Origin of the sequence: Vibrio cidicii, assembly GCF_009665415.1 — a bacterium.
GTDB classification, from domain to species: Bacteria; Pseudomonadota; Gammaproteobacteria; order Enterobacterales; family Vibrionaceae; genus Vibrio; species Vibrio cidicii.
In genome coordinates this window covers 1280647-1302840 of sequence record NZ_CP035921.1, presented here as the reverse complement: position 1 = coordinate 1302840, position 22194 = coordinate 1280647, and the positions used below count along the sequence as shown (strand labels likewise).

General features: G+C 51.3%; 18 protein-coding genes. All 18 read left to right on the top strand.

The annotated features are described in order from the left end of the window. The first annotated feature begins 13 nt into the window (after nt 1-13). Nucleotides 14-859 carry an ExeA family protein gene (locus EWA64_RS06955; protein ID WP_061894889.1) on the top strand — a complete coding sequence of 282 codons (846 nt, stop codon included), beginning with the start codon at nt 14-16 and terminating at the stop codon, nt 857-859. Continuing rightward, a complete protein-coding gene (locus EWA64_RS06950) occupies nt 856-1986 on the top strand; it encodes a tetratricopeptide repeat protein (RefSeq protein WP_061894888.1) in 1131 nt (376 codons plus the stop codon). The genes EWA64_RS06955 and EWA64_RS06950 overlap by 4 nt, the downstream gene beginning before the upstream one ends. Next, complete coding sequence (mshE, locus tag EWA64_RS06945; protein ID WP_061894887.1) at nt 1983-3707, top strand: MSHA fimbrial ATPase MshE; 1725 nt, start codon at nt 1983-1985, stop codon at nt 3705-3707. Before EWA64_RS06950 ends, mshE begins: the two co-directional genes overlap by 4 nt. Before the next feature lie 8 nt (nt 3708-3715). Beyond that, entirely contained in the window at nt 3716-4936 is a 1221-nt protein-coding gene (locus EWA64_RS06940) for a type II secretion system F family protein (RefSeq protein WP_061894886.1), read from the top strand. A 2-nt stretch (nt 4937-4938) separates the two neighbouring features. Next, nucleotides 4939-5394 carry an MSHA biogenesis protein MshF gene (locus EWA64_RS06935; RefSeq protein WP_244881497.1) on the top strand — a complete coding sequence of 152 codons (456 nt, stop codon included), beginning with the start codon at nt 4939-4941 and terminating at the stop codon, nt 5392-5394. A gap of 75 nt (nt 5395-5469) precedes the next feature. Beyond that, complete coding sequence (locus EWA64_RS06930; protein WP_039430590.1) at nt 5470-6054, top strand: prepilin-type N-terminal cleavage/methylation domain-containing protein; 585 nt, start codon at nt 5470-5472, stop codon at nt 6052-6054. Between the two features lie 36 nt (nt 6055-6090). Next, on the top strand, nt 6091-6582 hold the full coding sequence (locus EWA64_RS06925; protein ID WP_061894885.1) for a type II secretion system protein: 492 nt from the start codon (nt 6091-6093) through the stop codon (nt 6580-6582). Between the two features lie 61 nt (nt 6583-6643). Then, a complete protein-coding gene (locus EWA64_RS06920) occupies nt 6644-7129 on the top strand; it encodes a GspH/FimT family pseudopilin (protein ID WP_061894884.1) in 486 nt (161 codons plus the stop codon). After that, nucleotides 7119-7682, top strand: a complete 564-nt coding sequence (locus EWA64_RS06915) for a type II secretion system protein (protein ID WP_061894883.1) — start codon at nt 7119-7121, stop codon at nt 7680-7682. Before EWA64_RS06920 ends, EWA64_RS06915 begins: the two co-directional genes overlap by 11 nt. Further along, nucleotides 7682-8455, top strand: coding sequence for a PilW family protein (locus tag EWA64_RS06910; RefSeq protein ID WP_039440432.1), 774 nt, complete (start codon nt 7682-7684; stop codon nt 8453-8455). The genes EWA64_RS06915 and EWA64_RS06910 overlap by 1 nt, the downstream gene beginning before the upstream one ends. Beyond that, on the top strand, nt 8427-8852 hold the full coding sequence (locus EWA64_RS06905; protein ID WP_061894882.1) for a hypothetical protein: 426 nt from the start codon (nt 8427-8429) through the stop codon (nt 8850-8852). The genes EWA64_RS06910 and EWA64_RS06905 overlap by 29 nt, the downstream gene beginning before the upstream one ends. Next, nucleotides 8845-13593: a DUF6701 domain-containing protein gene (locus tag EWA64_RS06900; protein ID WP_061894881.1), complete on the top strand. Its 4749-nt coding sequence runs from the start codon at nt 8845-8847 to the stop codon at nt 13591-13593. Before EWA64_RS06905 ends, EWA64_RS06900 begins: the two co-directional genes overlap by 8 nt. A 168-nt stretch (nt 13594-13761) precedes the next feature. Beyond that, nucleotides 13762-14805 (top strand): rod shape-determining protein, encoded by a 1044-nt coding sequence (locus EWA64_RS06895; protein WP_039461330.1) that lies wholly within the window; start codon nt 13762-13764, stop codon nt 14803-14805. A 61-nt stretch (nt 14806-14866) separates the two neighbouring features. Then, nucleotides 14867-15757, top strand: a complete 891-nt coding sequence (gene mreC, locus EWA64_RS06890) for a rod shape-determining protein MreC (protein WP_039430582.1) — start codon at nt 14867-14869, stop codon at nt 15755-15757. Next, nucleotides 15747-16235: a rod shape-determining protein MreD gene (mreD, locus tag EWA64_RS06885; RefSeq protein ID WP_039430580.1), complete on the top strand. Its 489-nt coding sequence runs from the start codon at nt 15747-15749 to the stop codon at nt 16233-16235. The genes mreC and mreD overlap by 11 nt, the downstream gene beginning before the upstream one ends. Nucleotides 16236-16240: 5 nt before the next feature. Continuing rightward, the gene (locus EWA64_RS06880; protein WP_061894880.1) at nt 16241-16801 is read left to right on the top strand and encodes a Maf family protein; all 561 of its coding nucleotides are present in this window, start codon (nt 16241-16243) and stop codon (nt 16799-16801) included. 21 nt (nt 16802-16822) lie between these two features. Beyond that, nucleotides 16823-18292, top strand: coding sequence for a ribonuclease G (gene rng, locus EWA64_RS06875; protein ID WP_061894879.1), 1470 nt, complete (start codon nt 16823-16825; stop codon nt 18290-18292). A gap of 10 nt (nt 18293-18302) precedes the next feature. Then, complete coding sequence (locus tag EWA64_RS06870) at nt 18303-22193, top strand: YhdP family protein (RefSeq protein ID WP_061894878.1); 3891 nt, start codon at nt 18303-18305, stop codon at nt 22191-22193. Nucleotide 22194 lies beyond the last annotated feature (1 nt).

Genomic DNA, 22194 nt, shown 5'->3' with positions numbered 1-22194 from the left:
CTGCGGAAAAAACATGTATTGGCAACACTTTGGTTTTCACTTTGCGCCGTTTTCGTTAACGCCCAATACCGAGCTGTTTTTAGGCTTGGCACCTCACTATGAGGCGATTCAAACCGTGATCGCGGCGCTGGAGATGGGCGAAGGGGTGATCAAAGTGACCGGTGAAGTGGGCACGGGAAAAACCATGCTGTGCCGCATGTTGATTGAGCAGCTAAGCGAGCGCACGCAACTGGTCTATCTGCCCACTCCGGTGCTTTCTGGCAGCGAGCTGCAAATGGCGGTAGCGAGAGAGCTCGGATTAAGCTCAGTGGAGAGCATTGATGTAGTGCCACGCATTCAGCAGGCGTTAATTGCCGCCAAGCGCGAGCACAAACCGACAGTGCTCTTGCTTGATGAAGCGCAGGCGCTGCCACTCGAGGCGCTGGAAACACTGCGCCTGTTTGGCAATTTGGAAACCGAGCAAGATAAACTGTTGCAGATCGTCCTGTTTGGTCAGCCAGAGCTGGATGAGCGCATGGCGCAGCACGAGCTCAGACAGCTGCGCCAGCGCATCACCTTCAATTGCACCTTGCGCCCACTCACGGTGGCAGAAGGGGTGGCGTATCTTGATAATCGGCTGAGTAAAGCCGGTGGCAGGAGTGATTTGCTGACTCTGGAGCAGAAAAAAGCGCTTTGGCGCAGCGCAAAAGGGATCCCGAGGCTGATGAATCAGCTTTGCCACAAAGCGTTATTACTGGCCTATCAGCAGCAAAGTGCGGTGGTGACAAACCGTCATCTCTATCTGGCGATGCAGGACACCTTTGATGCCTGCAAACCGATGTTTACGACCCCGATTTGGTGGGGATGGAGTCATACTTGAGCGAAATTAACCAAGCGCTGGCCGATCTGGCGAGCAAAAAACAAACCACAGCTCAATTGCAACGGGCGGAGATTCCGCGTCTGCCGTCCAGCAAGCCTTTTCTCTGGATCGTTGTCGGGTTTAGCTTAAGTCTCGCCGTGGGAGGCTGGGCTGTTACGCAGTCGACGTCGATGCAAGAAGCGCCGATAACCCACATGGCCGTTAGCGCGCCAAGCGCAGCGCCGACTCAGGCCGCAGCGACTCTTTCTCCGACATTGAAAATGCCGTCTGCCGAGTTGCTCACGCCAGCGGAGCCTTTCTCCGCCGTTCCCACTGCGCAGAAAAAGCCAGAACAACAAAAAAACATGAGCGCGCATAAGCAGGCAGACGAAAAGCGCGCTCTGCCTACTCGCCAGGTTGTGCAAGAGAAAAGCACAACTACTAAGCCCGCCGCCATGGCGGTGAAGGCGGCAGAAAAGCCGCAAGCGACGAGAGCAAAGAGCAACAACGCAAGCGCCCCCGCAGCCCCGAGCGCCACTATGGTGATTGAGCAAGTGGAGCTGACACCTGCACAACTGGCCGAAAAGTCGGTCAGCCGCGCGGAAAAAGCGCTCGATGCGGGCGATCTGCAAACTGCGTTGTCGTCCTACAACGAAGCGCTGCGCTACACCGCTAACGATGAAATGACGCGGCAAAAATTGGCGACGCTCTACTTTGGCAAAGGGGATAACCGCAAAGCGTATGAGCTATTGCAAACCGGCATCAACCTTAACCCAGAAGGCGAAACGCTGCGTTTGGCGCTGGCGAAAATGTTACTCAAAGCCGATCAAGAAGAAGCGGCGCTTAGCCCTTTGTTGGCACTAAGCGCTGCACCGAGCCAAGACTATTTGGCGATGCGCGCTGCGCTGGCGCAAAAACTGAAAAAAGATGAGATTGCCCTAGAAAGCTATCAGCAACTGATCCAGCTAGACAGCGACAATGCACGCTGGTGGCTAGGGGTGGCAATACAGCAAGAGCGCGCCATGCAGCTAAAAGATGCCAAAGTCTCTTACCAAACAGCACTGCAAAAAATGGGCATTTCCAGTCAGTCGCAGCGCTTTATTCAAGAGCGCCTCAAAGTATTGCAAGAGTTGGAGAGTGTGCAATGAAAGTTCGCTTAAGAAAACGGCTGGGAGATCTGCTGGTTGAAGAGGGGATCATCAACGAAACCCAACTCAATCAGGCGTTGAGCGTGCAAGGCAGTAGTGGCCGCAAGCTTGGCGATACGCTTATTGATCTCGGCTTTCTCACCGAACAGCAGATGCTAGCGTTTCTCTCTCAACAGCTCAATCTACCGTTGATCGATTTAAGCCGCGCCATGGTGGACATTGATGCGGTGCAACTGCTGCCCGAGGTGCATGCTCGCCGTCTGCGTGCGTTAGTCATCGGTCAGCAAGGTGACACCTTGCGCGTGGCGATGAGTGATCCCGCCGATCTGATCGCGCAGGAAGCACTGCTTGGTCAGCTTGGTCAGTACGGGTTGGAGTTTGTCATCGCGCCTGAGCGGCAACTAGTGGAAAGCTTTGACCGCTATTATCGCCGCACTAAAGAGATCGCCAGCTTCGCCGAACAGCTGCAGGCCGAGCATCAAGGCAACGACAGCTTTGATTACAGCCTCGAAGACGACGACAGCGATGAAGTGACGGTCGTGAAGCTGATCAACTCGATGTTTGAAGATGCGATTCAGGTCGCTGCGTCCGACATTCACATCGAGCCGGATGCCAATGTACTGCGTTTGCGTCAGCGCATCGATGGCATCTTGCATGAAACCTTACTCAACGAAGTCAACATTGCGCCTGCGTTGGTACTGCGCCTTAAGTTGATGGCCAATCTGGATATTTCAGAAAAGCGTCTGCCACAAGATGGGCGCTTTAACATTCGCGCCAAAGGGCAGTCGGTTGACGTGCGTCTCTCCACCATGCCAGTGCAATACGGCGAATCGGTGGTCATGCGTTTGCTCAATCAGTCGAGCGGAGTGCGCAAGTTGGAAGAGTCCGGTTTACCGGAGGATCTTCTGCTGAGATTGCGCCGCCAGTTAAAACGCCCGCACGGCATGATCTTGGTGACCGGGCCAACAGGTTCGGGCAAAACCACCACCTTGTATGGCGCGCTTACCGAGCTCAATCAGCCGGGCAAAAAGATCATTACCGCCGAAGATCCGGTTGAATATCGCCTGTCGCGGGTGAACCAAGTGCAGATCAACCCGAAGATCGATCTCGACTTTTCTACCGTGCTGCGCACCTTCTTGCGCCAAGATCCAGACATCATCTTGATTGGTGAGATGCGTGATCAGGAGACGGTTGAGATTGGCCTGCGCGCCGCCCTGACGGGCCACTTAGTGCTCAGTACCCTGCACACCAATGATGCGGTGGATAGCGCGCTACGCATGATAGACATGGGCGCGCCGGGTTATTTGGTCGCCAGTGCGGTGCGTGCGGTGGTCGCGCAGCGTTTGGTGCGGCGCATCTGTCCCGATTGCAAAACCGAAGACAGCGTTGATGAGGCACGCCAAGCGTGGCTGAGTCAGCGCTTTCCTAATCAGACCGAAGCGCGCTTTGTCAAAGGGCGAGGTTGCCAGAACTGCAACTTAACCGGGTATCGTGGCCGGATAGGTGTGTTTGAAATGTTGGAGCTCGATCACAGCATGATGGACGCACTACGCGCCAATAATGCGGTCGGTTTTGCCGAAGCGGCGAGACGCAGCGAAAGCTACAAACCGTTGTTGGCGTCAGCGATGGAGCTGGCGCTGCAAGGGGTGGTCAGCCTTGATGAAGTGATGACGCTGGGCGAAGGGGATACCTCCGGCCACGCTGACGCGATTCTGCTTTAAGGGAAATTATGGCGACATTTCGGTATCAAGGGCGCACTTTAGAGGGCAACAAAACCAGCGGACAGATTGATGCGGTCACCTCCGAGGCGGCGGCCGAGCAGTTGATGAGCCGTGGTATTATTCCAATTGAGATTCGCCAAGGCAAAAGTGCTGGCGGCAGCCAGTTTGATTTGCGCGGTTTGCTGACGCCCGCCATTCCACTGGAAATTTTGGTGCTGTTTTGTCGCCAACTTTTTAGCCTCACCAAGGCGGGCGTGCCTTTGCTGCGCTCAATGCGCGGTCTGGTGCAAAACTGCGAAAACAAACAGCTCAAAGCGGCACTGGAAGAGGTGGTGACAGAGCTGACCAATGGACGCAGTTTGTCGGCGGCGATGCAGATGCACAGTAAGGTGTTTAGCCCGCTGTTTGTTTCGATGATCAACGTTGGTGAGAATACAGGTCGGCTAGATCAAGCGTTGCAGCAACTGGCTACTTACTATGAGCAAGATCTGGAAACGCGCAAACGGATCAAAACCGCGATGCGTTATCCGACGTTTGTAATCAGCTTTATTTTGGTGGCGATGTTTGTGCTCAACGTCAAAGTGATCCCGCAGTTTGCCTCGATGTTTAGCCGCTTTGGGGTTGATCTGCCATTACCAACGCGCATTTTGATTGGCATGTCGGAGTTTTTTGTTAACTACTGGATGCTACTGCTCGGCGGCATTGTCGGCTTAGTATTCGCGTTTCGCGCTTGGGTCGGCACCAGTAACGGCAGAGAGCGCTGGGACAAGTGGCGCTTGAAATTGCCCGTGGTCGGCGGCGTGGTCAACCGGGCGCAGTTGTCGCGTTTTTCGCGTACCTTTGCGCTGATGCTAAAAGCGGGCGTGCCGCTTAACCAGTCGCTGGCACTGTCGGCGGAAGCGATCGGTAACCGCTTTCTCGAACTGCGTATTTTGGAAATGAAAGCGGCGATCGAAGCGGGCAGCGCCATCTCCGCTACGGCGATTAACAGCGGCATTTTTACCCCGCTGGTGATCCAGATGATCTCGGTCGGTGAAGAGACCGGGCGGATTGATGAGCTGCTGCTCGAAGTGGCGGACTTTTATGATCGTGAAGTGGATTACGATCTCAAAACCCTTACGGCGCGCATCGAACCGATTTTGCTGGTGGTGGTCGCCTCGATGGTGCTGGTGCTGGCGCTGGGCATCTTCCTGCCGATGTGGGGAATGCTCGATGCGATTAAGGGTTAGCCGTGTTTAAACAATTGATGCTGTTTGTGATGTGGATGTCGATTGTTGCGAGTATCGTGGCCGTTTTTGCTCGCGTATGGCAGCCCGTTGAGCTGGAAGCGTACAAGGCTGGAACGGAACTGGCGGCGCGGCGCATGCTGGAAGTGGCCAATCAGTATAAGCAGGAATGGCTTTTGCAGGGAAAGCCTGCACAGATTGTGGTGGAGGGGCAAGCCGTTCCACTTACGCGCTACGGTTGGGTACCTTTAGTTGATGAGCAGGAGCAGTTTGCCTGTCAGCGTTGGCTGGCATTGCATTATCCGGATGGCAAGATTTTGGACTCGTCACTGCAATCTGTGCGCGAGCGATGGATAAATCAAGCTTATCAATGTGAGTTTAATTATGGTTTTAAGCAGATAATTGTGGTTTATCAAAAAGATAAAATACAAAAAATCAGCGCCGATATTTTGTCAGAGTGAGTTTTTTTGACGCCTTGCTGTGTATCCTCTTGCAGAAGTGGGTATAATGAGTAAGCAGTTAATAGAAGGTTTGTTATGAAACAGAAGCAGAAACAAAGTGGTTTTTCTTTAGTTGAATTGGTGGTGGTGATCGTTGTGGTCGGTTTGCTGGCGGTAGCCGCTTTACCGCGTTTTCTTGATGTCACCGATGCAGCGAAAAAAGCCAGTGTGGAAGGTGTAGCGGGCGGTTTTGCCACCGGCGTGCTTTCTGCTCGCGCGCAATGGGAAGCGCTGGCGCGCCCTTCTGTCACGATAGGTGGTCAGGATCAAAACAACGTCAATTACGACGGAGTAGACTTTTGGTTAACGCGCAGTAAAGATGCCTCGGGCAATGACACTGGCTTTCGCGATGGCTACCCGTGGGGATTAGCGGGCGATGCCTCAAGCTACCCGAGTGCGCTAACCGACCAAATGTGTGTAGACTTAATGGATAATCTGTTGCAAAACCCACCGAAAGTGGGCATCGCTGGCTCAAGTACCAGCAGCGACAGCGGTTTTAAATATTCGGCGTCGGCCAACAACACCGATGCCAAATGTACCTATATTCAACTGGATGGCAACACCGCTCATCAGTTTGAATATGAAGTGAAAAATGGTCGTGTGACCGTAACGTTGCAGTAATCCTGCGTTGATGATTGAACATAGAGAGAGAACACTATGAAAAGACAAGGCGGTTTCACCCTAATCGAATTGGTGGTGGTAATAGTTATTTTGGGTATCCTAGCAGTCACTGCAGCGCCTCGTTTTCTGAATCTTCAGGGCGACGCACGCGGGTCAGCATTGCAAGGTTTGAAAGGGGCAATGGATGGCGCAGCTGGTATTGTTTACGGTAAATCAGCCATTGAAGGTGAGGAAACGGTTTCTAAAGGTGCAGCGACCACGCCTGCAGCTGGAGGTGTAAACACCCATTTTGGTTACCCAACTGCAGAAACGACAGGTATCCAAGTAGCGGTTAACGGATTACCTGAGGACTGGGAAACGGCGGTTTCTGGTTCTGGCGCTGCGGGCGCGCAGTACTTAGCTACGTTTCCAACCGAAGGCACTTTGACAGCTGCTCAAATCGTCGCAACCAATTGTTTCGTTTCTTATACTGAGGCGGCTAATTCTAGCAGTGTACCATCAACAGTTGTGAAAAGTGATGGTTGTTAACTAAATCATAACAGGCCAGCAACGCTGGCCTTTATTTTCTTAATCTTAACTCCGTATCTGTATGGCACGTAAACCCAATGGCTTTACTTTAGTCGAACTGATTGTGGTGATTCTGCTGCTCGGCATCATCTCGGTTTACGCTGCCAGCCGTTTTTCTGGCCCTGCTTCTTTTTCTACTATCACCACCCAAAGTGAACTGCTTGCCTCGCTGCGTTTAGTGCAAAGCCGCGCAATGCAACGAAGCGGTTATTGCAATCGCTGGCTACTCAGCGCCACCGAAGCCAAGCAAGTCTCCCCTTCGCAACTGACAGGCGCTTGTGATAACAGCCAATTTGGCGCCAACGACGCCAGTGTGGTGAATGCCGCCGATAGCGATGTTTCGCTCAGCTTAAGCAATGATGCAGGCAATAGTTACCTCGATTTCGATGCGCTTGGCCGTGCCGCGCAGTGTCAAAGTGCTATCTGTACCGTCACTTTAAGCAACACACAAAACGGCGAAACGCGGCAAATTTGCATCAACACGCAAGGGTATATTTATGGCTGTTAAACGAGGTGGCGGTTTTACCCTAGTGGAAATGATCATCGTGATCACCTTGATTGCTATTGCCATCACCAGCCTGACGGCGGCGCTCTATCCGCGCTCGCAGCAGAGCGCTGAACAAGCCTTAGCGGTCAAAGCCGCCGATCTCGGTCGCGCGGTGCTCGATGAAATCGTCGGCCGGAAGTTTGATCACAACTCGGGCCCCAATGGCGGCTTGCCGGAGTGCGTGTTAGTCGCGACCACTGGTCACACGCTGTGCACTGATCCCACCCTACTTGGGCCTGACACTACGGATGATGAAAGCGACCGCACGCTGTACAACGACGTGGATGATTTTCATGATCTAAGCGGCTCGGTGGTGGATGTGCTAGGAGAAGACCGAGCCGATGAATACCGCCGTTATCAGGTAGAAGTGAGCGTGTTTTATGTGCAGGACAATGGCGGCTCTTTTTCTGCGCAAGCGGCCGCCACAGCCACTCACTATAAACGCATTGCAGTGGTGATTATTGACCCGCAGGGCAATCGCTATCCGTTTAGCGCCATTCGGGGGAACTACTGATGCAACGTGGTTTTACCCTGATCGAAATGGTGATTTCCATTATCTTGCTGGCGGTGGTCGGGCTTTTTCTCGGCTCGGTGATTCGTCAAGGACTAAGCATTTATGTCGATAGCAGCGCGCGTGAAGCGCTGATCCAACAAGGGCGTTTTGTCACCGAACGCCTTAGCCGTGAGCTGCGTGAAGCGGTGCCAAACAGCGTGCTGGTTGTCAACGGCTGTATTGAGTTTTTGCCGATTACCAACAGTGCCATTTACAGTAGCTTGCCTTCTTCTTTGGCGCCGTCCACGACGATTCGCCTTTTGCCAATAGAAAAAAGCCTTGCAGCGGATGAGCGGTTAGTCGTCTATCCGCTTGATGGTGAAGCGTTGCGTCAAGCGGTTTCAAGCGCAGCGCAAACCGCGCAGGTTGCCACTGATGTCGATTTTACCTCGCCAAACGATCGTACTATGGTCAATGTAACGTTGACCCAAGCAGCGAGCTTTGAGCGCCAATCGCCTGCAAGGCGCGTCTATTTTTATCGCACCCCGGTGGCTTTTTGTTATGAGAACAACCGAATCTATCGTTACGCAGATTATGGGCTGGATCGCTCGGCTCTACAGCCAAGCGAGCTCGGTACGGGAGTCTTAATGGCGGAAAACCTCAGCCAAGCCAGTTTTCAGGTGGCTGAGCCCGAGTTGCAGCGCAACGGTTTAATCAAAATAGAACTGATCTTTGCCGATCGCGGTGAAGAGGTGAGATTTGATCATGACGCACTTATCTACAACACGCCGTAGCCAACGTGGCAGCGGTCTGGTTTTGGTGATCTTTATTATCGTCGTGGTCGGTTTTGTTGCCGCGGTAGCTAACCGCAACCAGCAACGTAATAGCCAGCAACTGGTTTCTATGGTGCTTGGCACCCGAGCCGAAATGGCGGCACGTTCAGCAGCGGAGATCGAGATCAGTCAATTTTATCAATCGACTACGCAAGGAAGTTGCCACCTCAACGCAGTGCAGAACTATAGTTTCAGTGGTGACGGCTTAACCAACTGTGAGGCGGAGGTGAGCTGTGCTGAAGTCGGCGCAATGGATGATGGACGAAATGTGTTTCAATTGACCGCCACAGGGCGATGTCAGGCCGGAGATTGGACGTTGCAACGAGTGGTTGAAGTTGGGGTGAGAGATGATGGGTAGAGTTGCATTTGCTTTGCTGGTTTTACTGGCTTCCTTTTCTTCCGTTGCAAGAGATTATCTGCTTTTCTCTGGCGCTACCAATGCTGATTTACCCACGTGTAGCAGCAACAATTGGCAGCAAAGTGTCTCAGGTGGCATACGTACTTATCACTGCGCTAATGGCTCGGTCTCCCTCTCCTCTGGAGATAACATCACGGCTACTTCACAAGCGATCTTATCAGCGGATGCGGGTTTTAGCCTAGCGGGCAGCAATACGATTGGCTCTGTCACGACGGTAGTGGATTTGCTTTCTTCGTCTGGCTCGACAACTTGGCAAGGTAGTAACAATCGACTTTTTGGCAACTATCAAGCTGCTGATACACCAGTCACGTTCGATAATGTCGATGTACAAGGCGCAATTACCACTGGAGGGGCAATTGCCATTCAAGGCGGAAGTGTGAGTGGCGATGTTCGTTCCAATAATCATGGTATTACACTTGAAAACACCAATGTTCAAGGTGCTGTATTTGCGAGTGGCAATATTTTAGTTGATGGCTCGTCTGTCAGTGGAAGTATTGAAACACCAAATAACGCTTTGACGATTACCGACTCCACCATTACGGGGAGTTTAACCGCCAATGGCGATATCATTGTTACTAGATCGGATGTATCGGGAAATATCACAACGCCAAATAACACTTTGACGGTGACCGACTCGACGATTACGGGTAGTTTAAGTGCCAATGGCGATATCATTGTTACTAGATCGGATGTATCGGGAAATATCACAACGCCAAATAAGACTTTGACGGTGACCGACTCGACGATTACGGGTAGTTTAAGTGCCAATGGCAATATTGTTGTTACTAGATCAGATGTATCGGGAAATATCACAACCCCAAATAATAGTGTGGCGATTACTGACGCCAATGTTGTTGGTAGTGTCAGTGCGAATGGTAACGTTATTATTGACAACACCTCCGTCACCGGAAACCTTACTAGTACCAACAATCAAGTGACATTAAACAATGGTTCATATGTATTAGGTGATGTTACCGCAGGACAACCTAACTGGGGGATTGTGAACATTAATGGCGGTAGCGTTGTTGAAGGTGCTTGTCTTTACAACTCAGTACCAGCGAATGCATGTGGAGCGAGTGCCTTACCAAGTGCTGTTGCTCGCTATCATTTAGAAGAGCAAGTCTGGGATGGTGGTGCCAATGAGGTTCTTGATGATTCCGGCAATGCTTTACATGGTCGCGCGGTGAATGGCGCGGTTACCGCGCTTGCCACGCCAGCACTGCCGACATTAAATAACCTTGGAACATGTGGTTATGGGGTATTTAATAAATCGTCGAACCAATATTTAGAAATCCCAGACTCTCCACTACTTGATTTCGAGGAGACGTTGACCGTTTCAGCCTGGGTCTATCCTAAGGATTATCCCAACTCTGGCTTGATGAGTATCGTTTCGAAAGATGGCAACTATGAATTTCATTTAGACAGTTCAGGGCGAGTGTATTGGTATTGGGAAAGATCTCCTTCTGGCACTCGTTCATTAACCTCAAATGGGGCTATTCCACGAAATCAATGGTCTCATATTACAATTCGCTATGATCGAAATCTAAGCAATCAACGGCAAGCGATATTTATTAATGGGCAATTAGATAGATCGTCAAACCGAAATGATACTTTGGCGACCAATAACCGCCCATTACAAATAGGCCAAGACCAAAATTTCGCTGGTCGTGCATTTGATGGTTTTATTGATGAAGTGCAAATTTTTTCTCAAGCGCTGAGTAATGCACAAATCCTCCAGTTATATCGGCAACGGCATCCTTGCAGCAGCGGTCCCACTTTGCAATGTTTTAGCGATAGTTTTGATAGCTCACTGTCCGATCTTTGGGTGACATCGACCAGTAAAGGAAGTTTTCAGCCGGGCGTGGTCAATGGCCGTTTGCGCTTTACCCAAGCGGTTGGCAATCAATCAACGTCATCAAGTTACCAGCGTCTTTTCCCTGCACGCGACAATCTTGTTGAAGTCGAGTTTGATCACTTTGCTTATGATGGTTCTGGTGCCGATGGCATCGCGGTGGTGCTTTCCGATGCGCGAGTCACGCCGCGAGCGGGCTCCTTTGGTGGCCCGCTGGGTTATGGTTTTAAACCCAATGAACCGGGGTTTGCCGGTGGCTGGCTCGGGATCGGCATTGACGAATATGGCAACTTTTCCAATGAAGGCGGGCAAGGTTCTAAACCTGGTCGTCGTCGCCAGTCAGTCGCTTTGCGCGGCTCAGGCGAAGATGAAACCGGTTATCGTTATTTGGCGGGGGCCTGTAATAACGGTACCACCAATACCAGTGGTAGCTGCTTAAGCCCAACGGTAGATAACAACAACAGTGGTGATGTCCACCGCTATAAAATTGTGGTCGACTCACGAGTGAGTAATCAGTCGCAAGTCGAAATCCTGCGTAAGGTAGGCAGTGGTAATTGGCAGACGATTGTGGGCCCGCTTAATGTGCTTGATAGTCAGTATAATCAGGCGGCGGTACCAGATGACTTTCTCTTGTCGATTACGGGCTCGACTGGGGGCTCGAACAATATCCATGAAATCGATAATTTTCAGGTGTGTGCGCTGGACTCGCGCCCGATTGATCAGCAGATCGATCATTTCCGCATCATTCATACTGGGCAAGGCGTCACTTGCAGCGCTGAAAGTGTCACCATCCTAGCTTGTAATAATGCCGATTGTAGCGAGCTGTTTACCGATCCTGTGGAGGCGACACTCAGCCCTGCTACGGTCAGCGGTGGAGGCGGTTGGGTTGGAGGCAACGTTATCAACTTCAGCGGCGGCTCGACCACGGTTGAACTGCGGAAAAATCAGCCCGGCAGTATCACCTTAGGGGTGAGTGGCTCATCACCCACAACCAAGCCGTTCGCCACCACCTTATGTCAAACGGGTGGAGGTTGGTCAGCAAGTAACTGCTCGATCACCTTTGCAGAGAGTGGCTTTGTCATTGATGTGCCGGATTTCATCGCCAATTCATCGGCAACAGCGACTATCAAAGCGGTCAAAACCAGCGATGCCTCTTTGCAATGTGTGCCTGAATTTGCCAACGTTGATAAGACGATTAATTTTTGGAGCAGCTATATCGCGCCAGACAGCTCATCGGTGGTGGGAAGTCCGGCGGTCAGCATCAATACGGAAGAGATTGGCAAAAGCCAAGCGCTCTCCAGCGAAATTGAGATGACTTTTAACGCCTCTGGCGAGGCGAGTTTTACGCTAAATTACCCTGATGCAGGCAAGATGCAGCTTAATGCACGTTATGAAGGCAGCGGTGCTGAAGATGGTTTGCTGATGGTTGGCAGCGATCAGTTTGTCAGCTTTCCCAAATATCTCCAGATCAGTGCAAGTAACAGCCAGAGTGACAATGGGCAGTGCACCACTGCCAATACGAGTTGCGACGTGTTTGCTGCGGCGGGGGAGCGGTTTGATTTGCTTGTCACCGCGTACGGTGAAGGCGATGTAGTGACCCCTAACTATCAGCACAGCAATATGGCGCTGACGCACACTTTGGTTGCGCCTGCTTCGGGGCAAGCCGGAACTCTCAGCACCGCCAGTTATCAGCAAGTGCCGATTGTCGGTGGAACCAACACGGTTGAGCAGTCGGTCAGCGAAGTGGGGGTGTTTAATTTTACCGTCACGCCGCCAGCCACCTATTTAGGCAGTAGTGCCTATACCATTAACGCCGCCAGTACAGGCAATATCGGCCGCTTTATTCCGGCTTATTTTGCTGTCTCCCCCATGACTGTTGCGCTTGAGGCAGCATGTAGTGCCGGAGCCCAGCCCTTTACTTATCTTGGTCAGCCATTTGGTTATGCTGGCAACAGTCCTATGGGGCTTTATTTACAGCCTAAATCAGGTAGCGGTTCAGATACGCTTAACTACTTAATTGGAGATTGGTGGCGTTATAACAATACGTGGGAGAGGCGGGAGTATATTAATAACAGTAATGGTTTATTGATTGAGAAACTTAATTCAGATATAGAGGTTATTCGTCAATCGCCATCGACCAGTGGGGTGATATTAATTAATGAACAATTACGCTATCAAAAACCAGTTAATCCTATCATTCCATTTAATACGGACTTTTCTTTGCACTTATTTGCCGAAGATTTACTAGATGAGAGCGGGGCTTTAATTAAAAAAGCCGATTTAAAAGATGAAGATGGTGTCTGCTATCGAGCATCTTATTCAACCGAATGTTTAGATTATACCTTTAACAACATCGACCAAGCCATGCCACTTTATTGGGGGCGCGTAGTGGTTGAAGATGTTGCTGGTGTTGAAAATAAACAGTTAAAACAAAAAATTGCGAGTGAGTATTACACGACTTCTGGGTTTGTTACCAATACCCATGATAGTTGTACTCAACTCCCAGCCTTAACGTCTTCTAGTTTTAGCTCCGATAACTTTAGTGTAAACCAAGCTGGCTCCTTACCGACCGTGGTGGTGACTTATGAAAATCAAACAAATGGCCCATTGCTGCTGGATAAGGGATTGAGTGCGCTTGACTATTCTGCCCCTGGATTGGGCAATCGTGGTGTTATCAAAGCTTTATTGGATTTAGAAACGCATGGTTTACCTTGGTTGAGAACATATCATCAGCAAAGTCTGAGTTGGCAGAAGAGTGCGGTTGGACTAGCCCAGTTTGGCTTTTATAGCGGGAGCAATCGAGTCATCTGGTGGCGAGAATCGAATTGATGGTAAATCGGTGTTTTTTAGCCGTTTGATGACGCTGCGTTAAAGTATGGTCAGAAATTGCGTGTTTTAGTCCATGTTTATGGATCAATGCCTTGCTGTGATAGCAAGGCATTGGTACATTTAGGGCAATTTTTATCTTCTATTTTTCTTGCAGGATGAGCGAAGAGTATGTTTAAGAAACTTCGTGGCATGTTTTCCAATGACCTATCGATCGATTTAGGTACCGCCAACACTCTGATTTACGTAAAAGGACAAGGCATCGTTCTTGACGAACCGTCTGTAGTTGCAATCCGTCAGGACCGTGCTGGTTCGGCGAAAAGTGTGGCTGCGGTCGGCCATGCAGCCAAACAAATGTTGGGACGTACTCCTGGCAACATTTCTGCGATTCGCCCGATGAAAGATGGCGTGATTGCGGACTTCTACGTTACTGAAAAAATGCTGCAGCACTTTATTAAACAAGTGCACGACAACAGTATCCTAAAACCAAGCCCGCGTGTTTTGGTCTGTGTGCCTTGTGGCTCCACCCAAGTTGAACGCCGCGCGATCCGTGAATCGGCGCTGGGTGCCGGCGCACGTGAAGTCTACCTGATTGACGAGCCAATGGCGGCGGCGATCGGTGCAGGCTTGCGCGTCTCTGAACCTACCGGTTCTATGGTGGTCGATATCGGCGGTGGTACGACAGAAGTGGCGGTAATCTCGCTTAACGGTGTGGTCTACTCGTCTTCCGTTCGTATCGGTGGCGATCGTTTTGATGAAGCGATCATCAATTACGTGCGTCGTAATTACGGCAGCTTGATTGGTGAAGCGACGGCAGAAAAAATCAAACACGAAATCGGCTCGGCTTACCCTGGCGATGAAGTGCATGAAATCGAAGTGCGCGGCCGTAACCTTGCTGAAGGTGTGCCACGTAGCTTTAGCCTTAACTCCAATGAAATTCTCGAAGCGCTGCAAGAGCCGCTGTCTGGCATTGTGTCCGCGGTGATGGTGGCTCTGGAACAATGTCCGCCAGAGCTGGCTTCGGACATTTCCGAAAACGGCATGGTCTTGACGGGCGGTGGCGCACTGCTGAAAGATCTTGACCGACTGCTAACCGAAGAAACGGGCATTCCTGTTGTGATTGCGGACGATCCGCTGACTTGTGTGGCGCGTGGCGGTGGTAAAGCGCTCGAAATGATCGACATGCACGGTGGCGATCTGTTTTCAGAAGAATAATGGTCACGGCTTGGGTAAGCGCGGCTTGCCCAAGCTGACAAACCTAAGGTTCTAAAACACAATGAAGCCAATCTTTGGTAGAGGCCCTTCTCTACAGTTGCGTCTATTGTTTGCAGTGATCGCATCCGCCAGTTTGATGTTTGCAGACAACCGTTTAGACGCATTCTCGGGTGTTCGATACTTTCTCAATAGCTTAGTTGCACCGATTCAGTACACGGCGGATTTGCCACGTACCATGTTTGATGGGGTGTACGAGCGTTTTAATACCCAGCAGTCACTGTTGGAAGGCAACCAAAACTTAAGGCGTGAAGTGTTGCGTCTGCGCAGCGACTTACTGCTGCTTGATCAATACAAAGAGGAAAACCTGCGCTTACGTAAGCTGCTCGGCTCCTCTTTTGTGCGCGATGAAAAGAAAATGGTCACGGAAGTGATGGCGGTGGACACCTCTCCTTATCGTCATCAAGTGGTGATTGATAAAGGTCGTATCGACGGTGTGTATGTCGGCCAGCCAGTGATCAACGAAAAAGGCATCGTCGGGCAAGTCACGTTTGTGGCGGCGCACAACAGCCGTGTTTTGTTGCTCACTGACGCGAAAAACGCCATTCCAGTGCAAGTGATCCGCAACGATATTCGCGTGATTGCGTCGGGCAACGGTGAAATCGATGAGATCCAGTTGGAATACATCCCAACCAGTACCGATATTCAGGTGGACGATCTGCTGGTGACTTCGGGTCTTGGAGGGGTTTACCCAGAAGGCTACCCTGTGGCGCATGTCACCTCGGTCGAGCATGATACTCGACGTGAGTTCGCGGCGATTAAAGCCAAGCCTGTGGTGGAATTTGACCGCCTGCGCTATCTGCTTTTGGTGTGGCCAAATGAAGATCGCCAGCACAAAGTATTGGATGCCAATAACAGTGAGCAAGTGACACAAGAGGTAAGCGATGGCGAATAGTGTGTTACGTAGCCAAATAGTGATCGGCCTAAGCTTTTTTGTCGCGCTGGTGCTGCAAACCATCCCTTGGCCGGGCAGTTTGGATCTGTTTCGTCCGTCGTGGTTGCTGCTGGTGACCTGCTACTGGGTGTTGGCATTGCCGCACCGCGTCAATGTCGGCAGCGCGCTGATCCTTGGCCTGTTGTGGGATCTGCTGATCGGCTCGACCTTAGGCATACGCGGCATGATGATGTCTATCGTCATCTATTTGGTTGCACTGAATTTTTTGCTAATCCGCAATATGGCGCTCTGGCAACAAGCCATGCTGGTGGCGGGCTTGAGTGCCACACTAGAAGTGCTGATATTCTGTGGAGAATATTTGATCCAGGACGTGGTATTCAATCCATTATCGCTATGGACTGCGGTAATTAACTGTATACTTTGGCCATGGGTGTTTTTATTGATGCGACGGATACGTCGCCACTGGCATGTAAGGTAATGAGCATGAGCCAATTGGTGCTCGCGTCGGGCTCTCCAAGACGCAAAGAGCTGTTGTCCCAGCTTGGTCATGATTTTTCGATTGTGGTGCCAAATATCGCAGAAGCCAAAGCAGAGCATGAATCTCCTGCCGAGTACGTACTGCGTTTGTCGCAGGAAAAGGCGCTCGCAGGGCTTGCTTTGGTCAGTTCTGAGAGCGTGGTGATTGGCTCGGATACTGTTGTGGTCTGTGATGATCAAGTACTCGAGAAACCGCAGCATCTTGACGATGCGAAGCGCATGCTTAAACAGCTTTCAAATCGTCGTCATCAGGTGATGACGGCGGTGACTGTCGTGACATCCAACAAACAACGCTCAGTCGTGGTAACGACGGAGGTGTGGTTTAAAGCCCTGACAGACGAAGAAATCGAACAATACTGGCAGTCAGGTGAACCATGCGATAAAGCTGGCAGTTATGGAATTCAAGGTTTGGGTGGACGTTTTGTTACCCGTATTGAGGGCAGCTATCACGCTGTCGTAGGACTCCCTCTGTTTGAAACTGACCAGCTGCTGCACGAATTCTTATAATTTTTAAACTGAGGTGCGCACATGAGTGCAGAGTTGCTGCTTAACGTGACCCCGAGTGAGACTCGCGTGGCCATGATTGAAGGTGGAGTACTACAAGAAGTTCATATTGAACGCGAAGCTCGTCGTGGCATCGTCGGTAACATCTATAAAGGTAAGGTCAGCCGGGTTCTGCCGGGCATGCAGGCTGCCTTTGTCGACATCGGCTTGGATAAAGCCGCCTTTCTTCACGCCTCGGATATTGTCCCGCACACCGAGTGCGTCGCCGAAAATGAAAAACAGCAATTTCAGGTGCGCGACATTTCTGAACTGGTGCGCCAAGGGCAAGACATCGTCGTGCAAGTGGTTAAAGATCCGCTCGGTACCAAAGGTGCCCGTCTAACCACCGACATTACTCTTCCGTCGCGTTATTTAGTCTTTATGCCGGGGGCCAGCCACGTCGGCGTGTCGCAACGTATCGAAAGCGAAACCGAGCGAGAGCGCCTTAAGCGCATTGTTACTCACTACTGCGATGAACACGGCGGCTTTATCATTCGCACTGCCGCTGAAGGGGCAGATGAAAAAGAGCTCTCACAAGATGCAGCCTTTCTCAAACGTTTGTGGAACAAGGTGATGGAGCGCCGGGCGAAATACAAGACTCGTTCTACCCTGTATGGCGAATTGGGCCTCGCACAACGTATTTTGCGCGATTTTGTGGGCACTGAGCTGGATAAGATTCTGGTCGACTCCCGTCAGGAATTCGAATACCTGAAAGAGTTTACCTCTGAGTACGTGCCGGAGTTGACCGATAAGCTTGAACTCTACGAAGGCGATAAACCGATCTTCGACATGTACGATACCGAGAACGAAGTGCAACGTTCTTTGGAACGCAAAGTTGAGCTTAAATCTGGCGGTTATCTGATCATCGACCAGACCGAAGCCATGACCACGGTGGACATCAATACCGGGGCGTTTGTTGGTCGCCGCAATCTCGAAGAGACGATTTTTAACACCAACATCGAAGCGACCCAAGCCATCGCCCGTCAACTGCGTTTGCGCAACCTAGGCGGCATTATCATTATCGACTTTATCGATATGACTTCTGAAGAGCACCGTAAGCGGGTACTTACCTCGTTGGAAAATGCGCTGAGCAAAGACAGAGTGAAAACCAACATCAACGGCTTTACTCAGCTTGGTTTGGTGGAGATGACGCGTAAGCGTACGCGAGAAAGTATCGAACATATTCTCTGCTCCAGTTGTCCAACTTGTGAAGGGCGCGGTAGCGTGAAAACGGTCGAAACCGTCTGCTACGAAATCCTGCGAGAAATTACGCGAGTGAACCGCGCTTACGACGCCGACAAGTTTGTCGTGTATGCGTCGCCAGCGGTGGCCGATGCCCTGCACGGTGAAGAGTCGCATGCCTTGGCTGAGTTGGAAGTGTTTATTGGTAAGCAAGTACGTATTCAAGCGGAGCCTTTGTACATTCAAGAGCAGTTTGATGTCGTGATGATGTAATGGAAAATTTGTGATCTCTGTTGTTACCCGCCTTGGGCGAGCGCTGCTGTGGCTGATCGTGTCAGCCCTACTGCTGCTGGCTATCACTGTCACTGCGCTGCGGATCGCTCTGCCGCGCATGAACCATTTTCAGCAAGAAATCACCACTTGGGTGAAGCAGGGTACAGGCCTTGATGTGGCGATCCGCAGTGTGGCTGGCGCTTGGCGCAATAGCCACCCTTCGGTGGCGCTGCATGGGCTTGAGGCGCAAATGCCCGGTGAACAAGAGATCAACTTGTCGGTGGATGAAATCTACGTCGAGTTCGATTTACTCCAATCTTTACTAACTTTACAGCCAGTGGTTGCCAATCTCGACCTCAATGGTCTGGCTTTGGATGTGCGCTCGTTAAACCTGATTCCGCCACCATCCGAAAGCCGTCAAGTCGCTGCACAACCTGAGATAGACAGTAAAACCTCGCAACTGATTGAACGGCTCGATAGCTTGTTGCTCAGGCAGCTTGAAGAGGTGTCGCTCACGCAATCGAAAATCTGGTATCGCTCGGTGTCGGGCGAAAATCGCCGACTGGATATTGAGAAGCTGCGTTGGCGTAATCAAGGCGCGCACCACTTAGCGGAAGGAGTGGTCAGCATTGCTGGCACCAATCTCAATGCGCTGTTAGTAACCGCTAACTTTGTCGACCACGGTTCGCTCTTGGATGTCAGTGGGGAGTTTTACGTTAATGCCGAGGAGATTTCCGTAACGCCTTGGCTAACCCGCTATATGAAAAGTGAGAGCGGGATTGAATCTGGCAAGGTGAGCCTCAAGTCTTGGCTGACCCTGCAGCACTCGAAGCCGCGTAATGCCTATGTGGAATTGTTGCCTTCCGAGCTGATCTGGAGTGAAAAAAATCGCCATGCGCTGATCCTCGAATCGGGAGTATTCAAGCTTTCTCCCGATAAAGAAGGGTGGAAAGTAAATGGTCACTCACTGAGTCTGCGCACCGACGAAACCGACTGGCCGGAGCTGGATGTCGCCTTTGATTGGCAGCCACAAGGTTGGACGCTAAACCTCTCGCAACTGAGCATTCAGGCCTTACTGCCGTTGGTTAAATTGATGCCCGACTCTACCGAGGTGACCGATGTGTTGGCCAAACTGGAGCCAAAAGGGCTGATTGAAGACATTCGCCTTAAAATGAGCGATGGGTTTGATTCACTGCGCTACTCGGCAGAAGTCGATTCCTTAGCCATGCAGCAGTGGGAGCTGTTGCCGGGTTTTCACAATGTAACAGGCTCAATTTTCGGCACGCCGACGCAAGCCAAAGTCTCTTTGGCGGTGATTGATGATGTGTTTCCGTACGGAGATGTGTTTCAGGCGCCGCTCAATATCAAGCAAGGGCAAGTTGACCTTGTGTGGCAAAACTATACTGGTGGCTGGCGACTATGGGCCGACAAGGTGACCGCCGCCACACCAGATTTACAAGTGTTGGGCGAGTTTCGTTTAGACTTTCCAGACAACCAGAGTCCGTTCCTCTCATTTTATGCCGAAGCCGACGCTTACAATGCTGGCGAAACGTGGCGTTATTTGCCGACGTTGGCGCTTGGGCGCGAGTTAACCGACTATCTCTCCAGTGCAATCCAAGGTGGTAAAGTCAATACCGCCAAGCTGCTTTGGTACGGTGAACTGGGTCAGTTCCCTTACCGAGACAACGATGGCATGTTCCAAGCTTGGGTCGGTTTGCAAGAGGGGAAATTCAGTTTTGATACCGCGTGGCCGCCGATAACGGATTTGCAGATGGATCTGTTGTTCCAAAATGATGCCATGTACCTTGATTCGAAATCGGCGACCTTAAAAGAGGTGCAAGCATCGCGTATCACCGGACGTATTCCGGAACTGGCTGAAGGTGGGCATATTGAAATTGAGGCGAGTGCCACGGCGGAAGGCAATGCGGTGCGTGATTACATGACCGCAACGCCGTTGGTGGACTCTGTCGGCGCTGCACTCACAGCATTACAAGTCAAAGGGCCAGTAGTCTCGCAGTTCCAACTCAATATTCCCTTTGAGAGCAGCAAAGAGCCGCGTGCGTGGGGCTACGCTGATCTGAAAGGCAATCATGTCGATATTGATGCGCCGCCGATGGCATTGGAAAAAGTCTCCGGACGGATTGAGTTCGACAACGATGTGGTGAAAGCCTCCGGTTTGTCGGCCAAGTTGCTCAAGCAGAACATCGCCATCGATTTTGCTGGTGAAGGCGCCGATTACGGCTACAGCGTTAAGATCAACACCGTGGCAGACTGGGATGTGAAGCCGCTGGTTCCTTATGTCGGCGAGCAATGGCTAGGGCGGCTTTCCGGCCATGCGCCTTGGCTGATGGACATTGATTTGCAGCTCAATGACGTCGGTTTTACTTATCAGTTAGATCTCAGCGCTAAGTTGGATCGCGTCGCCAGTCGCTACCCGTATCCACTCAATAAATCGGTGGGTGAAAACTGGAATGCGCGGCTGCAAGCCTCGGGTAATCAAGAGTCGATCACCGCGCGTCTGCAACTTCCCAATGCGAAATATCAAACCGAAATCGACATTACCGGTAAAGTGCCGCAGTTGACCGCGACCAACCTAGTACTGGGTAATGGTGGGTTCAAAATCAGCCCAGTGGTGGGGCATCATGCGTTGATCCGCACTGACTACTTTGATTTTGATGAGTGGCTGGATGTGGTGATGGCGAAGCCCGCGAGCAATCAATCCGCGCTTGACGGAATGCAAACGCCAGAAATTCCGCTACCGACTCGAGTCAAATTGGAAACGCCGACCTTGCGCCTTGCGGGGATTGAGTTCCACGATGTGGATTTCTCTGCACGTAAAAAGAACCTCAGTTGGCAACTTGAGGTGAAAAGTCAGGAAGTCGACGGCAAAGCACACTATCTTGAACCTTATGACTTAGCGGTATCGTTGGAGAAACTGCACCTCTATATTCCCGGTTTGGATGAGAAAAAAGCCAAGCAAGAATCACTATTGACCGCAGAAAGTGAAGATGCGCCGCTCATCAGCGGTTTTGATCGCCAGTTTCACCAAGCTATGCCGAATCTGACTCTCAACATTGATGATTTTTGGTTGCAAGGCTACAAAGTTGGCACTGTTAACGTCGATTTGCAGCGTCAAGGTAACGCGCTGGAGTGGAAACAGCTCAAGCTCGCCAGTGGCAATAGTCAGGTGGATGTGAGCGGGCGCTGGATGCTGGATGGCGAGCGCAGTCACTCTCAAATGAATCTCAAAGTGAGCGGTGAAAATAACAGCGACTTGATGGAGCGTTTTGGTATTACCTCGGGGATCCAAAAAGCGCCGTTTGAGATCACCTCGCAAGTGGAGTGGGATGGCGCACCTTGGTCGATGCGTGTCAGCACCTTAGATGGTGAAGTGCAGAGCGAGTTTGGCAAAGGAGTGATCTCCGATGTGAGCGGCGCGGCGCGTCTACTGGGGCTATTCAGTCTAGACTCGATCATCCGTAAAATGCAGCTCGATTTTACCGACGTGTTTGATCAGGGTATGGCGTTTAACTCGATCAAAGGCACCGGCAAAATTCAAGATGGTGTGTTTGTTACTAACGACATTTTTATGGATGCGCTGGCCGGTGAAATGCGCATTCGCGGTTTGGCGGACATGGGGCAACGCACGGTCGATGCCGAAGTGCAGTTTATTCCCGATGTTACCTCGGGCCTTCCGATTCTGACGGCGTTTGCCGTAGCGCCGCAAACCGCGCTGTACGTGCTGGCGATCTCGACGGTGATCTCGCCCGTGGTTGAGGTGTTTACGCAGGTTAACTACGAAGTCAAAGGGCCGCTCGAAGCGCCGACGGTAAAAGAGATTTCCCGTAGCCGCGGCGAGTTTACCCTGCCAGAGAAAATGCGCAGCGAAGTGCAACAATAGG

What these genes read in the sequence shown, in the direction of transcription:
- rng (WP_061894879.1), top strand. Translation starts at nt 16,823, where the DNA reads ATGAGTGCAGAGTTGCTGCTTAACGTGACCCCGAGTGAGACTCGCGTG.
- EWA64_RS06930 (WP_039430590.1), top strand. Translation starts at nt 5,470, where the DNA reads ATGAAACAGAAGCAGAAACAAAGTGGTTTTTCTTTAGTTGAATTGGTG.
- EWA64_RS06900 (WP_061894881.1), top strand. Translation starts at nt 8,845, where the DNA reads ATGGGTAGAGTTGCATTTGCTTTGCTGGTTTTACTGGCTTCCTTTTCT.
- mreC (WP_039430582.1), top strand. Translation starts at nt 14,867, where the DNA reads ATGAAGCCAATCTTTGGTAGAGGCCCTTCTCTACAGTTGCGTCTATTG.
- EWA64_RS06915 (WP_061894883.1), top strand. Translation starts at nt 7,119, where the DNA reads ATGGCTGTTAAACGAGGTGGCGGTTTTACCCTAGTGGAAATGATCATC.
- EWA64_RS06940 (WP_061894886.1), top strand. Translation starts at nt 3,716, where the DNA reads ATGGCGACATTTCGGTATCAAGGGCGCACTTTAGAGGGCAACAAAACC.
- EWA64_RS06925 (WP_061894885.1), top strand. Translation starts at nt 6,091, where the DNA reads ATGAAAAGACAAGGCGGTTTCACCCTAATCGAATTGGTGGTGGTAATA.
- EWA64_RS06910 (WP_039440432.1), top strand. Translation starts at nt 7,682, where the DNA reads ATGCAACGTGGTTTTACCCTGATCGAAATGGTGATTTCCATTATCTTG.
- mreD (WP_039430580.1), top strand. Translation starts at nt 15,747, where the DNA reads ATGGCGAATAGTGTGTTACGTAGCCAAATAGTGATCGGCCTAAGCTTT.
- mshE (WP_061894887.1), top strand. Translation starts at nt 1,983, where the DNA reads ATGAAAGTTCGCTTAAGAAAACGGCTGGGAGATCTGCTGGTTGAAGAG.
- EWA64_RS06895 (WP_039461330.1), top strand. Translation starts at nt 13,762, where the DNA reads ATGTTTAAGAAACTTCGTGGCATGTTTTCCAATGACCTATCGATCGAT.
- EWA64_RS06880 (WP_061894880.1), top strand. Translation starts at nt 16,241, where the DNA reads ATGAGCCAATTGGTGCTCGCGTCGGGCTCTCCAAGACGCAAAGAGCTG.
- EWA64_RS06955 (WP_061894889.1), top strand. Translation starts at nt 14, where the DNA reads ATGTATTGGCAACACTTTGGTTTTCACTTTGCGCCGTTTTCGTTAACG.
- EWA64_RS06920 (WP_061894884.1), top strand. Translation starts at nt 6,644, where the DNA reads ATGGCACGTAAACCCAATGGCTTTACTTTAGTCGAACTGATTGTGGTG.
- EWA64_RS06905 (WP_061894882.1), top strand. Translation starts at nt 8,427, where the DNA reads ATGACGCACTTATCTACAACACGCCGTAGCCAACGTGGCAGCGGTCTG.